Source organism: Bradyrhizobium huanghuaihaiense (genome assembly GCF_025200885.1).
GTDB lineage: Bacteria > Pseudomonadota > Alphaproteobacteria > Rhizobiales > Xanthobacteraceae > Bradyrhizobium > Bradyrhizobium huanghuaihaiense.
Genome location: NZ_CP104172.1, coordinates 609,860 through 624,510, shown reverse-complemented (window position 1 = coordinate 624,510; position 14,651 = coordinate 609,860). Strand labels below are relative to the sequence as shown.

11 protein-coding genes are annotated in these 14,651 nt (G+C 64.5%); 3 read left to right on the top strand and 8 right to left on the bottom strand.

What is annotated here, in order from left to right:
* The first annotated feature begins 48 nt into the window (after nt 1-48).
* Together N2603_RS02885 and N2603_RS02880 are read left to right on the top strand one after the other, a co-directional pair.
* Nucleotides 49-1,011: an acetyl-CoA carboxylase carboxyltransferase subunit alpha gene (locus N2603_RS02885; RefSeq protein WP_018643499.1), complete on the top strand. Its 963-nt coding sequence runs from the start codon at nt 49-51 to the stop codon at nt 1,009-1,011.
* Between the two features lie 501 nt (nt 1,012-1,512).
* The gene (locus N2603_RS02880; protein WP_260387620.1) at nt 1,513-3,027 is read left to right on the top strand and encodes a L,D-transpeptidase family protein; all 1,515 of its coding nucleotides are present in this window, start codon (nt 1,513-1,515) and stop codon (nt 3,025-3,027) included.
* 294 nt (nt 3,028-3,321) lie between these two features.
* Here the strand turns inward: N2603_RS02880 and N2603_RS02875 are convergent, their stop codons facing one another.
* From N2603_RS02875 to N2603_RS02845, 7 genes are all read right to left on the bottom strand, one after another.
* Nucleotides 3,322-4,017 carry a branched-chain amino acid ABC transporter ATP-binding protein gene (locus N2603_RS02875; protein WP_018643501.1) on the bottom strand — a complete coding sequence of 232 codons (696 nt, stop codon included), beginning with the start codon at nt 4,015-4,017 and terminating at the stop codon, nt 3,322-3,324.
* Nucleotides 4,010-4,741, bottom strand: a complete 732-nt coding sequence (locus N2603_RS02870) for an ABC transporter ATP-binding protein (protein WP_026312070.1) — start codon at nt 4,739-4,741, stop codon at nt 4,010-4,012. Before N2603_RS02870 ends, N2603_RS02875 begins: the two co-directional genes overlap by 8 nt.
* The gene (locus N2603_RS02865; RefSeq protein ID WP_260387619.1) at nt 4,731-5,822 is read right to left on the bottom strand and encodes a branched-chain amino acid ABC transporter permease; all 1,092 of its coding nucleotides are present in this window, start codon (nt 5,820-5,822) and stop codon (nt 4,731-4,733) included. The genes N2603_RS02870 and N2603_RS02865 overlap by 11 nt, the downstream gene beginning before the upstream one ends.
* Nucleotides 5,823-5,828: 6 nt before the next feature.
* Complete coding sequence (locus N2603_RS02860; RefSeq protein WP_260387618.1) at nt 5,829-7,046, bottom strand: substrate-binding protein; 1,218 nt, start codon at nt 7,044-7,046, stop codon at nt 5,829-5,831.
* A 4-nt stretch (nt 7,047-7,050) separates the two neighbouring features.
* On the bottom strand, nt 7,051-7,908 hold the full coding sequence (locus N2603_RS02855; protein WP_018643505.1) for a branched-chain amino acid ABC transporter permease: 858 nt from the start codon (nt 7,906-7,908) through the stop codon (nt 7,051-7,053).
* A 30-nt stretch (nt 7,909-7,938) separates the two neighbouring features.
* Nucleotides 7,939-9,453, bottom strand: a complete 1,515-nt coding sequence (locus N2603_RS02850; protein WP_018643506.1) for an amidase — start codon at nt 9,451-9,453, stop codon at nt 7,939-7,941.
* Nucleotides 9,454-9,618: 165 nt separating this feature from the next.
* The gene (locus N2603_RS02845; protein WP_260387617.1) at nt 9,619-10,803 is read right to left on the bottom strand and encodes a substrate-binding domain-containing protein; all 1,185 of its coding nucleotides are present in this window, start codon (nt 10,801-10,803) and stop codon (nt 9,619-9,621) included.
* Between the two features lie 179 nt (nt 10,804-10,982).
* Between N2603_RS02845 and N2603_RS02840 the strand changes: the two genes are divergently transcribed.
* The gene (locus N2603_RS02840; RefSeq protein WP_018643508.1) at nt 10,983-11,426 is read left to right on the top strand and encodes a MarR family winged helix-turn-helix transcriptional regulator; all 444 of its coding nucleotides are present in this window, start codon (nt 10,983-10,985) and stop codon (nt 11,424-11,426) included.
* A 358-nt stretch (nt 11,427-11,784) separates the two neighbouring features.
* Here the strand turns inward: N2603_RS02840 and secA are convergent, their stop codons facing one another.
* A complete protein-coding gene (gene secA / locus N2603_RS02835) occupies nt 11,785-14,625 on the bottom strand; it encodes a preprotein translocase subunit SecA (RefSeq protein WP_260387616.1) in 2,841 nt (946 codons plus the stop codon).
* Nucleotides 14,626-14,651 lie beyond the last annotated feature (26 nt).

Genomic DNA, 14,651 nt, shown 5'->3' with positions numbered 1-14,651 from the left:
CCCCAACCTCGCTTCGCTTCTTTCGCCCCGTCCCCCTATACTGAGTTGATGCAAGACCAGATGCGCAGCTATCTCGACTTCGAAAAGCCCGTCGCCGAGCTCGACTCCAAGGTCGACGAATTGCGCGCGCTCGCCGCCACCGGCACCGACATCAGCGACGAGGTCGGCCGGATCGAGGACAAGGCGGCGCAGGCGCTGGCGGACCTCTATACGAACCTGACGCCGTGGCAGAAGACGCTGGTGGCGCGGCATCCGCAGCGGCCGCATTTCAACGATTTCATCAAGGGCCTGATCACCGAATTCACCCCGCTCGCCGGCGACCGCAAGTTCGGCGAGGACGAGGCACTGGTCGCCGGCTTCGGCCGTTTCCGCGGCGAGCCGATCTGCGTGATGGGCCAGGAGAAGGGCGATTCCACCGAGAGCCGGATCCGGCACAATTTCGGCATGGCGCGGCCCGAGGGCTATCGCAAATGCGTGCGGCTGATGGAGATGGCCGAGCGGTTCGGACTGCCGGTGCTGTCGCTCGCCGATTCCGCCGGCGCCTATCCCGGCATCGGCGCCGAGGAGCGCGGCCAGGCCGAAGCGATCGCGCGCTCGACCGATGCCTGCATGGCGCTGACCGTGCCGAACGTCGCCATCATCACCGGCGAGGGCATGTCGGGCGGCGCCATCGCCATCACCACCGCCAACAAGGTGCTGATGCTGGAGCACGCCATCTACAGCGTGATCTCGCCGGAGGCCGCCTCCTCCATCCTCTGGCGCGACGGCACCAAGGCGCAGGAAGCCGCCAACAACATGAAGATCACCGCCCAGGACATGCTCCGGTTCGGGGTGATCGACCAGATCCTGAAGGAGCCGGTCGGCGGCGCCCACCGCGACCCCGCCGCCATGATCGCCACCACCGGGGACGCCATCGCCAAGGCCTTCGACGAGCTCCGGGGCCTCGACGGCGACGCCATCCGCAAGCAGCGGCGGCAGAAGTTCCTCGATATCGGCCGCAAACTGGGCTGATTCGCCTCGATTCCGGTCTCGTAGGGTGGGCAACGCGAAGCGTGCCCACCATTCCGAGCGGTGCAGGTGGCTCTAGATGGTGGGCACGGCGCTTCGCGCCTTTGCCCACCCTACGAGACCTTTCGAGCCCCCCGGTAACCCCGCGTTAACCCTTTTTTTGCCCAAATCGGCGATCTCAGTGGCGGTTTGGCCGCAAGGCCCAAGTTCCGGCCCAGTTCCAGGTTACGCCTGATTTAAGTCTCTGTTGACCACACCTTTGGGCCAACGCCCTCGTGATCCCCGCTCGGGTTGCGACCACATGACCCAGAGGTTAGAATTTTAATCAATGGCTTCAGGGCATAAGCGCTGGAGCGTGGTCTGAACGAGCCCGCCGCGGCGGGTGGTTTTCCGGTCGGATCACGCGCCAAAGAATTGGGGTTCGCGCTCCTTGCCCGGCACGGTGTGGGGTCCATCTTGATTTCTCGTTCGCTTGCTCGCGCGCTCTTGGTTTCGGTTGCGCTGATGACGGCCGGCGGTCTGCTCGCCGGCTGCGACACCGACCAGGTCTCGCTCGCGACCAACGCCAAGGCCAACCAGCCGGTGCCGCCAAAACTTCTCGCCGCGATGGTCGAGAAGGACATGGACCTGCAATCGCCGATCCTGGTGCGCCTGTTCAAGCAGGAGGCCGAACTCGAGGTCTGGAAGCAGGCCCGCAACGGCCAGTTCGCGCTGCTCAAGACCTATCCGATCTGCCGCTGGTCCGGTGACCTCGGCCCCAAGGTGCGCGAAGGCGACCGCCAGGCGCCGGAAGGATTCTACTCGATCAATCCGAGCCAGATGAATCCGCAATCGGCTTATTACCTCTCCTTCAACACGGGCTATCCGAACGCGTTCGACAAGGCGCTGGGCCGCACCGGCTCGCAGCTGATGGTGCACGGCGACTGTTCTTCGCGCGGCTGCTACGCGATGACGGACGAGCAGATCGCGGAGATCTATTCGCTCGGCCGCGAGTCCTTCTTCGGCGGACAGAAGGCGTTCCAGCTGCAGGCCTATCCGTTCAAGATGACGCCGGTGAACATGGCCAAGCACCGGAACAATCCGAACATGGCCTTCTGGAAGATGATCAAGGAAGGCTATGATCATTTCGAGGTGACGCGGCAGGAGCCGAGGGTCGATTTCTGCGAGAAGAAGTATGTCTTCGACGCCGCGAAGCCGGCCGACGCCAAGCGCGATCCGGTGTTCGACGCCTCCGCAAAATGCCCGGCCTATGTGATCCCCGAAGACGTCGCCAGCGCCGTGCGCGAGAAGCAGGCGAAGGACGAGGCCGAATACGCCAAGCTGGTCGCCAAGGGCACGCCGGTGGCGCGCATGAACACCGGCATCGACGGCGGCATGAACAAGATCTTCGCCGCGAAGATTCCGGAAGGCTCGACCGGCCTGTCGGAAGGCGCCGAAGGCACCACGCTGCAGATGCTGGCGATGGCGAAGGCGCCGGGCACGATCCCCGGAAACGTCAATCCGCCCAAGCCGAATCTCGAGGCGGCCGCGGCCGCGCCTGCGCCGCAGGAAGAGCCGGTCGTCGCCGTCAGCGCGCCCGCCGCGGGCGCCCGCGTCGCGACAGCCGCACCAGCCGAGAAATCGCAAGGCGGCGGCTTCTTCTCCAACCTCGGCCGCAAGATGGGCATGGGCACCGCCGATACGACGGCGACCACGCCTCCGCCGCAAGCGACCGCATCCGTGGCACCTGCCACGACATCCACCACGCCACCCACCGCTGCGTCGAGGCTGAAGGCCGCCGTCACCCGATTCGTGCCGGGCCACGACAAGTCCAAGGATGCAGCGAAGGACGCGCCGAAGCCGGCGGTGACCGCCACCAAGCCGGCAGAGCCGCCGAAGCCCGACACCCGCCTCGCCCAGACGCGCCCGGCGCTGAAGCCGTCGGTATCGGATGGCGCGGCTGACAGCGGCCAGATGGCCGGCGCCGCGCCGGTGGTGTCGTCGAACTCGTTCGACAGCCGCTTTGGGGCGATGAAGTAGGACGGACCGCGCGCAGCGCTCGGGTCTTTCACAATCGAAGATGTCTTCCCGTCACCCTGAGGTGGCCGCTTCTTAGCGGCCCTCGAAGGGCGGCGGCCCGGCTGCATCCCGGCCGTTCATCCTTCGAGGCTCCCCGCGCGCCGCGTTGCGTCGCGCGGCTCGCACCTCAGGATGACGGGACTGGCTGCGCGAAGCGACATCCGGGAATGTCGCAGACGGCCCCGCATGTCGCTGCGCTCATGCGGGCTACGGCAGTGGAAATGGGGGTGAGAGCGCCGCGCTTCAGCGAGCCCGCTACGGCGCCAGATACCGCATCAGCTCCGGATTGCCCCTCACCTCGCCCGCCTGCCCCTGCAGCGCGACCCTGCCGCGATCCAGCACATACGCATAGTCCGCGACGCGCAGCGCCAGATCGAGATGCTGCTCGACGATGATCACCGCGATGCTCTTCGCGAGCTCGATCAGGCGCTCGGTGATCTCCTCGATGACGCCGATCCAGACGCCCTCCGTCGGCTCGTCCAGCAGCAACAATTTTGGATCACCTAACATCGCACGGCCGATGGCGAGCATCTTGCGCTCGCCGCCGGACAGGGTGCCGGCGGGCTGGTCGAGGCGCTGGCCGAGCTTTGGGAAGATGGTCAGCACGCGGTCGACGGCGGAGGCATCCTTGTTCGCAAGCGAGCCGACCGCGAGATTGTCGCGCACCGACAGGCGCGCGAACACCGAATGCTCCTGCGGCACGTAGCCGATGCCGGCGCGGACGCGCTCCTGGGTGGCGCGGCGGCTGATGTCGCGGCCGTCGAAGGCGACCTCGCCCTTCCAGGCCGGCAGCTCGCCGACGATGGTCTTCATCAGCGTGGTCTTGCCGGCGCCGTTGCGCCCGAGCACGGCGACGCCGCCGCGCCAGGGAATGCCGAGCGTGACGTCGAACAGGACCTGGCTGCGGCCATAGCCGGCGTCGAGATGCTTGATGTCCAAAAATTCAGGCACGGCGCAGATAGATCTCCTGGACGGATTTGTTGGCCTGGATCTCCGACACCGTGCCCGATGCCAGCACCTTGCCCTGGTCGAGCACGGTGAGGCGATCGCAGATGTCGCGGATGAAATCGAGATCGTGCTCGACGATGACGAGCGAGCAGTGCTTTTTTATGGGCTGCAGCAGTTCGCCGGTGACGCGGCGCTCCTCGAGGCTCATGCCGCCCGTGGGCTCGTCGAGCAGCAGGAGCTTTGGCTTGCCGGCGAGCGCCATCGCGATCTCCAGCCATTGCTGCTGGCCGTGCGACAGCGCCGCCGCCGCATCGAAGGCGCGGTCGGCGAGCCGGAACTGCGTCAGCATGGTCATGACCTGATCGTGCAGCGCGCCGCGGGTGCGCGAGAACACGAGATCGAACAGCGAGGATTGCGCCTGCAGCGCGAGCAGGATGTTGTCGTAGAGCGTCAGCGTCGGCAGCACGCTGGTGATCTGGAATTTCAGGCTCATGCCGGCGCGGGCCCGCTCGGTCGGCGTAAACGCGGTGATGTCGGTGTTGACGAAGCTCACCTTGCCCTGCGTCGGCACTTCGGCGCCGGCGATGCACTTCATCAATGTGCTCTTGCCCGAGCCATTCGGCCCTATCAGGCCGTGAAACTCGTTCTCGCCGACGGTGAGCGCGGCGCCGTCCAGCGCAGTGAGCTTGCCGAAGACCTTCTTGATGCCGGCGGCCTCAAGGAGCATTGCGCGTCTCCTTGATCTTGACGCCGAAGCTGCCGACCCGTTCACGCTCGCCCAGCACAAAACTAATCAGGCCAAGGGGCCGGAACAGGATCACGAGCAGCAGCAACAATCCCAAAATGATCGGCCAGATGTCGCGGTAATTGTCCGACAGCCAGAAGCTGACGCCCTCGACGATGACAGCACCGATGACGGCACCAATCAGCGTGCCGGAGCCGCCGAACAGCACATAGAGCACGACCTGCGTCGAGACCACGACGCCGACCATGTTGGGCCAGACGAAACCTTCGTGAAAGGCGTAGAGGCTGCCGGCAAGACCGGCGATGGCACCGCCGATGGCGAAGATGATCGCTTTCAGATGCTGCGCCTTGTAGCCAAAGAAGGCGATGCGCTGCTCGTTTTCGCGGAGCCCTGCGAGCGCGAGACCAAATTGCGAGCGCACCAGGAAGCGGCAGAGCAGGTAGACCACGGCGAGGATACCCAGCACGAGATAATAGAAGGCCGGCCCTTCCGAGAATTCGTAACCACCGAGCGACATCGGCGCGATCGAGGGGATGCCGTTCTGGCCGCCGAGATAGTACCAGCCGCGCGCGAGGCGATCGGCAGCGTAGGAGCCGGTGAGCGTGCCCAGCGAGACGAAGATCACGCTGGAGGGATGCCGTCCCAGCAGCAGGAAGCCGCCGAGCAGGAGCGCGAAGGTGAGGCCGATCAGCGTGCCCGCGGGCAGCACCAGGAAGATATTGGTGATGTCGAGGTCGCGCGCGAGCAGCGCGACCCCGTAGCCGGCCGAGCCGAAGAACAGGGCCTGGCCGAAGCTCATGATGCCGGCATAGCCCCAGACAAGGTCGAACGACAGCGCGAACAGCGCGAGGATGATCACACGCGTCGCGAAAACGGTGAGATAGTCCTGCAGCACCAGCGGCGCGAGCAGCGCCGCGACCAGCACGACGCCCTCGACGATCGGCAGGACTTTTCGACCCGCGGCAGCTTTGGCCGCCGTTCCACTGCTGCCCACCGCGGCATCCATACCCCCGCCGATCTCGGCGGGGATCGTCTGCTTCACTGCGCCCATCGCTTTCGGCATTCTACGTCAGCATTCCTTGGGATCGACGAGGCCGCTGCTGCGCGCGACGATCTCGTAGTTCCCGCCCTTGGCGACTGCGGTGTACATCTTCATCTTGCAGTGCCGCTTGCCGGGCACCATCTCGGCTGGGCCACCCGGACCTTCGGCGATCTTGGCATGGTCCAGCGCGGCTGCGACCGAGTCGCGGTCGATCTTGCCGGCTTCCTTGACGGCGGCTTCCCACAGCTTCAGGCCGCGATAGGTGCCGGTGGCGGCGCTGCCGGCGGCGAACAGGAAGTTGCCCGGAAAATCCTTCTCGTAGGCCGCCTGGATCTTGGCGTCGAACGGGTTCTCCTTGGTCAGCACCTTGAAATAGTCGAGGCAGCTTGCGAGGCCCTCGATCTCGCTGGCCTGGTTGATGTTGAGCGTGTTCTCGTCATAGTAGACGCAGGCCAGACGCCCGCCGTTCTTGAGGAAGCCCGCTTCATAGAGCTGCTTGAAGAACGGGCCGACACCGGGGGGAATGACGGTGTTGAAGACGACGTCGACCTTGTTGGAGATGATGCGGTTGACGGTCGCGGAGAAGTCGACCTGGTCGAGCGGGTAGTATTCCTCGAACACGACCTCACCGCCATTGGATTCGATCACCTTGCGGGCATAGACGTTGAGCGTGTGCGGCCAGACGTAGTTGGCGCTCGGCAGCGCGAACTTCTTGCCGCCGTTCTTGATCAGCCAGGGAATGAACTCGTCGCACTGCTGCGCCGGCGTCGGCCCGGTGCAGAACAGATAGGGCGTGCACTCCTTGCCTTCATAGAGCTGCGGATAGATGTAGAGCGTCTTGCCGCGCGCCACGATCGGGTCCTTGATCGCGTTGCGCATCGACGAGGTGATGCCGCCCAGCACCATGTCGACCTTGTCGCGCTGGATCAGCTTGCGGACGTTGCCGACGGCGACGGATTCGTTGGAGGCGGTGTCCTCGATGTAGAGCTCGAGCGGACGGCCGAGCAGGCCGCCGGAATTGTTGATCTCCTTGATCACCATCTTGGCGACATTGGCATCGGCATTGCCGGCATAGGCGATCGGGCCGGTGAGGTCGGTGGCGATGCCGACCTTGATCGGGCCTTCCGCCGCGTTGGCCCAGTCGGCCGGAATCACCCAGCTGCCGACGCCGGTCGCGACCGCGCCGGTGGCAAAGGCGAAATTGGAGAGGAAACGGCGGCGTGTGAGCTGAGTGCGATTGAACATGTGACTAAACCCCTTTTCCAGCGATGAGGCCCTGCGGGCGGAATTTGATGAAGACAATGGCGAGCACGAAGACGAGGACGTCGGCGACGACAGGCGCCATCACCCATGGCAGTGCGGCACTCAGCGTGCCGATGACGCCGGCGCCCGCGACCGGCCCGATGAAGGAGCCGACGCCGCCGACCATGACCGCGACAAAACCCTGGATCAGGAAGCGCAGGCCGAGATCGGCAAACAGGCTGAACACCGGCACGATCAGCGCGCCGGCAAGACCGGCGAGCGCGGCACCGAACGCGAAGGTGGCGCCGTAGATCAGCGGCGTGGAGATGCCGGACGCACGCGCCAGCGACGGGTTCTCCAGCGTGGCACGCACGCGCAGACCAAAACTCGTGCGCGACAGCAGCAGGTAGCAACCGCCCATCACCAGCAGCGTGATGACGATGATGGTGAAGCGCCAGGCCGAGATATGCATGGCGCCGATGTCGATCGAGCCGCCGATCGGCTCGGGCACGGTGAGATAGAAGCCGCCGATCAATCCGCGCACGGATTCGCGAATGATGAGGCCGAGTGCATAGGTGCCGAGCATGGCGACGATGGGCGCGGCATAGAAGCGGCGGATGATCAGCGCCTCCAGCACGAAGCCGAGCGCGCCGACCAGAAAGGGCGCCGCAACCATGCCGGCCCAGATCGGCAGGCCCTTGGCATGGGCGAGATAGGTGATGTAGGCCCCGAGCAGGACGAACTCTCCTTGCGCGAAGTTGAAGATGCCCATCATGCTGGCGATGATCCCGAGCCCCAGCACGATCAGGACGATGATCGCGCCGAAGCTCAGGATCTCGAACGCCGCGACGAACGCATTAGCCATGCGGTAGAACCGTCTGCATGAATTCGCTTCTCACATCTTCTTCCAGTCGCCGATCTGCTCGAAGGCATGGGCGGCGCGGTAGATGGTGGATTCCTCGAACATGCGGCCGACCAGCATCAGGCCGACCGGCAGGCCGTCGACCATGCCGCAGGGCAGCGACATCGCGGGATGATGGGTGATGTCGAACGGGGCGGTGTTCGAGATCATCTCGAGCGCGCGCGCAACGTATTCCTCGCGGCTGGCATTGGGCTCCGGCAGCTTGGTCGCCTTCATCGGCGTCGTCGGCAGCAAGAGCAGATCGTAATCCCCAAACGCCTTGTCGTAGGCGGCGGTCAGCCGGCGGGAGATGTTGAGCGCCTTGCCGTAGAAGCGTGGGCCGAAATTGTTGTTGATGTAGGTGCCGAGCATCATGAACAGCTTCGTGGTCTCGGACAGCGAGTCGGCCTGCCGGCGCCAGCCGCGATGAAAATCCATCAGCGAGGTCGAATAGAGATCGCCGCGGCTGAGGCCGTAGCCGTCGCCGAACATCATGGTCTGGGTCAGACCTTCGGTGCCGATCGGGGTCCAGATCGCGCCGCCCAGGAGATGCATCGGGATCGAGACGGTCTCAACGGTGGCGCCGAGATCCTTGAAGCGTTTTGCCGCCTCGCGCACGCTTTCATTCACCGCGGCCTCTGCGACCGGCTGCTCAAAGCCTTCCTTGAGGATGCCGATCTTCATGCCCTTGACGCCCTGGCCGAGCGCCTTGGTGTATTCCTCGACCTTCGGAGCCTTGATGCGCGGATCGTAGCCGTCGTCGCCGGCGAGCACTTCGAGCAGCAGCGCGTTGTCGGCGACCGTCGCCGTCATCGGACCGGTATGATCGACATAGATCTCGATCGGCATGATCCCGGTGTAGGGCACGAGGCCCCAGGTCGGCTTCATCCCGTAGATGCCGCAGAACGAGGACGGCATGCGGATCGAGCCGCCCTGATCGCCGCCGATCGCCATGTCGACCTCGCCGAGCGCGACCACGACGCCCGAGCCTGACGACGAGCCGCCGGCCGAGTAACCCATCTTGTGCGGATTATGCACGGGGCCGTAGGAGCCGGTGTGGCTGCCGCCGGACAGGCAAAAGTGCTCGCAATGCACCTTGCCCTTGATCTCGGCACCGGCATCCAGCATGCGCGTGACGATGGTGGCGTCGAAATCGGGCACATAGCCTTCCAGCGTCGACGAGCCGTTGGTCATGGGCACGCCGGCCAGCATGATGTTGTCCTTCAGCGCAATGGTCTTGCCCTTGAGCTTGCCGCTGGCAGCGCCCTTGACCGTCGACTTGCGATACCAGGCATTGCGCGGGTTCTCTTCGGCCGAGGGCCGATAGCCCGGCGTGCGCGGATATTTCACCTCCGGCAATTCGTCCGGCATCGCGGCAACGAGATTGTAGGCTTCGATCGAGCCCTGCATCAGGCCGCGGAACGAGGCGACGTCGTCATCGGTGAGCGAAAGGCCGCACTGCTCGGCGACACTGCGAAGTTGGGCGGGCGTGGGAAGGACAACTGTCACGGCGCTCTCCTCTGAGGCTTCTTGATCCCTGGCGTTGGACGGAAGCCGCTCGCTCGCGCCTGCACGGCGCGGGCCAACCGGCTCCGCGGCGATATTACAGACGGAAATATTTTCCTTTTCAAGTATTATTTCGCAAGTCCGCTGCGGCGTATCAGCGACCGCCTGTTAAAGCGTCTTGATGATCCTGAAGTCGAGACCGTCGGCTTCAGCGAGGTACATCGGCATCTCGGCGCGGCCGTCGCGAAGCGTCACGGGGCCGCGGCCAGCCGTATAGACGGTGTTGCGCGCGGCCTTGAGCAGCGGACGAAAGGCCAGCGAGCCGGCGCGGTTGGCGACGGATTCCAGGAAGCGCAGCCCCTCATAGTTCGACTGACCGACGGAGCCGACCGGCGGCGCGTTGGCACCGAACATGGAATGATAGGCACTGAGGAACTCGTCATTGGCGCGCGAGGCCATGCCATTGAAATAGCCGGAGGCGCAGAACAAATTCTCGGTGTTGTCGGCGCCGATACCGAGCAGCACGGTCTCGTCCATGGCACCGGCAAGCCGCAGCGTCGAGGCGGCAAGTCCGGCTTCGGCGAAGGCGCGGTTGAAGGTGATGCTGTCGGTGCCGATCAGCGAGATCAGCACCACGTCGGGCTTGGCGGCGCGGATGCGCGCCAGATGCGGCTCGTGATTGTCCTCGCCGACGGGCACGAACTCCTCGCCGACCACCTGTCCGCCAGCTTCCTTGATGTAGCGCTTCACCGATCGATGCGACTGCCACGGCCAGACGTAATCGCTGCCGATCAGGTACCAGCGCGCGCCCTTCTTGACGTCCGCCAGCCAATGGATCGCCGGCCGACTCTGCCAGCGCGGCGTCTCACCGATCGCCATCACGCCCGGCGTGCGCTCGCCGCCTTCATAGACCGGGGTGTAGATGTAGGGGATGCGGTTGCCGGTGACCTTGCGCAGCGCGACGCGGACCGCGCTGATATGCGAGCCCATGATGAGGTCGACCTCATCGAAGGCGATCGCCTGCTCGGCGCGGCGCACCACCTCGTCGATCGGACCGCCGGAATCGTAGATCGACAGCTCGAGCTCGCGGCCCAGAATGCCGCCGCGCTTGTTGATCTCGGCGACCGCCAGCATCGCGCTGTTGGTGGAGGTCGGGCCCCAGATTCCGGGCGAGCCGGTGAAGGTGAGGAAATTGCCGATGCGCAGCTTGTTGCGCGCGCCGCGGCGCTTCATGAAATGCGCGTCGACCGGAGACAGGTCGAAGTCAGCCGCCGACGACGACAGATTCCTGAACAGCAGGGACGGCGGCAACGCCGGACCGCCGTGAGCCGGGAAGTTTACCGTCGCGCGCACGCCAACTCCTGTCTGGCACCAGACCTGAAAGCACATTGAGCAGGCGGCCGCGGCTTCCGCCCTTTTGTTGGGCAATGATCCTATTTTGAAAATATTGAATATTCAAGAATTGAAGTGCATATAGATGCAGCATTGATTGCAAGACATTCACTCATTTGGGTCAAGACGAAGTCTTAGCCGTGGCAAAACCGTCGAAAGAAAACACCCCGATCACCGAACATCTCGCTTATCTGCTCGCGCAAGCCAACCGGGAGATCAACCGGCAGCTGGAACTGCGCTTGAGCAAGGAAGGCGTTCCCGTCGAGCAATGGCGCATCCTGAAAGTTCTCTCCGATGGCAACGGCCATTCGATGGGCGAGCTTGCGGACGCGGTGCTGCTCAACCATCCGACGCTGACCAAGATGATCGACCGCATGGTCTCCGACACGCTGGTCTATCGCGTGCAGGATCCGAACGACCGCCGCAAGGTGCTGATGTTCATCTCCGACCGCGGCAAGGTGCTGTGCAAGAAGCTCAACTCGCTCGCGGTGGATCAGGAGGAGCACATCCTGGAGAGCTACGGCGACAAGTCGACGAGTGAGCTGAAGCGGCTGCTGGAGAGCTTGATCGACAGCTCGAATTGAGCTGCGCGAATATCAATTCCATCGTCGTCCTGGACAAGCGAAGCCCGCGACTACGCGTAGCGAAGACTCGCGGTTGCCGGCGTCGCGCCGCAACTTCCCCGCTGGGGTAATGGGTCCTGGCTTTCGCCAGGACGACGATGGAATGAGCGCGACGCCGCCTCCCCAACAAGGCTGTCGTCCCGGCGAAGGCCGGGACCCATAGTCACGGGATCAAGTTTGGTGAAGACTGTTAGTTGCGCCGGGTCGCGCGGTACGACGACCGCACGCTATCGATAGATTCCGCGGTATGGGTCCCGGCCTTCGCCGGGACGACGGCGGAAGTTGAAGCGCGAGCTTCGCGCCTCAGGCGTACTGCGCCTTAGGCATACCGCCCGTGGCAGTGCTTGTACTTCTTGCCCGAGCCGCACGGGCAGTCCTCGTTGCGGCCGACCTTGCCCCAGCTCGCGGGGTTCTTGGGATCGCGCAGCGCGGCGTCGGTGGCCTGCGCGCCGAGCGTGACGCTGGCGAGCGCCATCTCGTCCTCGCCGGTATTCGGATCGAACTTGTGCGCTTCCATCGCCGGCAGCACCGGGGCTTCCTGCTCCGGCGGGACGATCTCGACCCGCATCAGCTGCGCCGTGACGGCCTCACGCAGATGCGCGCTCATCTCCTGGAAGAGGTTGAAGGCCTCGGTCTTGTACTCCTGCAACGGATCGCGCTGGCCGTAGCCGCGCAGGCCGATGACCTGGCGCAGATGGTCGAGCATGATCAGGTGCTCGCGCCAGAGATGGTCGAGCGTCTGCAGCAGGATGGTCTTCTCGACGTAACGCATCACGTCGGGACCCCACTGCGCGACCTTGGCCGCCATGTGCTCGTCGGCCTTGGTCTCGATGCGCGTGAGCAGCTCCTCGTCGGCGATGCCCTCTTCCTTGGCCCATTCGTCGACCGGGAGGTCGAGATCGAGCACGCGCTTCAATTCCTCCTTCAGACCGGCGACGTCCCACTGCTCGGCATAGGCATGCTCGGGCACGTGCTTGGCGACGAGGTCGTCGATGAAGGCGTGGCGCATGTCGGTGACGGTCTCGGCGACGCTGTCGTCCTTCATCAGGTCGACGCGCTGGTCGAAGATCACCTTGCGCTGGTCGTTCTGGACGTTGTCGAACTTGAGCAGGTTCTTGCGGATGTCGAAGTTGCGGGCTTCGACCTTCTGCTGCGCCTTTTCGAGCGCCTTGTTGATCCAGGGATGGATGATCGCCTCGCCCTCTTGCAGGCCGAGACGCTGGAGCATGCTGTCGAGGCGATCCGAGCCGAAGATGCGCATCAGATCGTCTTCCAGCGACAGGAAGAATTTTGACCGGCCGGGGTCGCCCTGACGGCCGGAACGGCCGCGTAGCTGGTTGTCGATGCGGCGGGATTCGTGGCGCTCGGAGCCGATGATGTAGAGGCCGCCGGGCTTCTTCACGGTCTTGGCGGCTTTGCTACCCTTCGCCGGCTCGATCTCGACGGTTTCTTCCGCCTTCAGCACGATGTCGCGGAAATGCGCGATGTCGGCCTTGATCTGCTCGATCTTCTTCGCCTTCTCGGCCTCGTCGGTGATGGCGGAGGTCTCCTGCTGGATGCGCATCTCCAGCGAGCCGCCGAGCTTGATGTCGGTACCGCGGCCGGCCATGTTGGTCGCGATCGTGATCGCACCGGGCACGCCGGCTTCGGCGACGATATAGGCTTCCTGCTCGTGGAAGCGCGCGTTCAGCACCGCGAACAGCTTTGACGGCTTGCCGGCACGGGCGGCGGCATAGAGCTTGTCGAGCGCATTCTCCTTGCCGAAATCGATCTGCTTGTAGCCGTTCTGCTTCAAGAATTCGGCGAGCACTTCCGACTTCTCGATCGAGGCGGTGCCGACCAGCACCGGCTGCAGCCGCGCATTGGCGCGCTCGATCTCGGCGAGGATGGCGGCGTATTTTTCCTTCTGAGTGCGATAGACCTCGTCGTCCTCGTCGAGGCGCGCGATCGACAGGTTGGTCGGGATCTCCACGACCTCGAGCTTGTAGATGTCGAACAGTTCGTCCGCTTCGGTCGCGGCCGTACCGGTCATGCCCGCGAGCTTTTCATACATGCGGAAGTAGTTCTGGAACGTGATCGAGGCCAGCGTCTGGTTCTCGGGCTGGACCTGGACGTGCTCCTTGGCTTCCAGCGCCTGGTGCAGGCCTTCCGAATAGCGCCGGCCCGGCATCATGCGTCCGGTGAACTCGTCGATGATGACGACCTCGTCGTCGCGGACGATGTAATCCTTGTCACGAGTGAACAGCGTGTGGGCGCGCAGCGCCTGGTTGATGTGGTGCACGACGGAGACGTTCTCGACGTCGTAGAGCGACTCGCCCTTGAGCTGGCCGGCATCGCGCAGCAGGGTCTCGATCTTCTCCATGCCGGCCTCGGTGAGCGTCACCGTGCGCTGCTTCTCGTCGACCTCGAAATCGGTCTTGTCGAGCTTGGGCAGGAAGCCGTCGATGGTGTTGTAGAAATCCGAGCGGTCGTCGAGCGGGCCGGAGATGATCAGCGGCGTGCGCGCTTCGTCGATCAGGATGGAGTCGACTTCGTCGACGATGGCGAAGAAGTGCGGCCGCTGGACCATGTCCTCGAGCCGGTACTTCATGTTGTCGCGCAAGTAGTCGAAGCCGTATTCGTTGTTGGTGCCGTAGGTGATGTCGCAGGCATAGGCCGCCTTGCGCTCGGCATCGTCGAGGCCGTGCACGATCACGCCGGTGGTCATGCCGAGGAAGCCGTAGATCTGGCCCATCCAGCCGGAGTCGCGGCGGGCGAGGTAGTCGTTGACGGTGACGACGTGGACGCCCTTGCCGGCGAGCGCGTTGAGGTAGACCGCGAGCGTTGCCACCAGCGTCTTGCCTTCGCCGGTCTTCATCTCGGCGATGTCGCCCTCGTGCAGCACGATGCCGCCGATCAGCTGGACGTCGAAATGCCGCTGGCCGAGCGTGCGCTTGGCCGCCTCGCGCACCGTGGCGAAGGCGGGCACCAGAAGATCGTCGAGCGTCTTGCCCTCGGCGAGCTGCTTCCTGAACTCGGCGGTGCGGGCCTTGAGCGCCTCGTCGGAGAGTTTCGAGACCTCGGGCTCCAGCGCGTTGATCGCGTTGACGCGGGACTGGTATCCCTTCACCCGCCGGTCGTTGGCGGAGCCGAAAAACTTGCGGGCGAGCGCGCCGATCATGCCTAGTTCCTGTGTTCGCGATTCAA

Coding starts and splice junctions, on each gene's coding strand:
- N2603_RS02870 (WP_026312070.1), bottom strand. CDS start 4,741: ATGCTCCTTGAGGCCGCCGGCATCAAGAAGGTCTTCGGCAAGCTCACT.
- secA (WP_260387616.1), bottom strand. CDS start 14,625: ATGATCGGCGCGCTCGCCCGCAAGTTTTTCGGCTCCGCCAACGACCGG.
- N2603_RS02880 (WP_260387620.1), top strand. CDS start 1,513: ATGACGGCCGGCGGTCTGCTCGCCGGCTGCGACACCGACCAGGTCTCG.
- N2603_RS02860 (WP_260387618.1), bottom strand. CDS start 7,046: ATGTTCAATCGCACTCAGCTCACACGCCGCCGTTTCCTCTCCAATTTC.
- N2603_RS02885 (WP_018643499.1), top strand. CDS start 49: ATGCAAGACCAGATGCGCAGCTATCTCGACTTCGAAAAGCCCGTCGCC.
- N2603_RS02865 (WP_260387619.1), bottom strand. CDS start 5,822: ATGCCGAAAGCGATGGGCGCAGTGAAGCAGACGATCCCCGCCGAGATC.
- N2603_RS02855 (WP_018643505.1), bottom strand. CDS start 7,908: ATGGCTAATGCGTTCGTCGCGGCGTTCGAGATCCTGAGCTTCGGCGCG.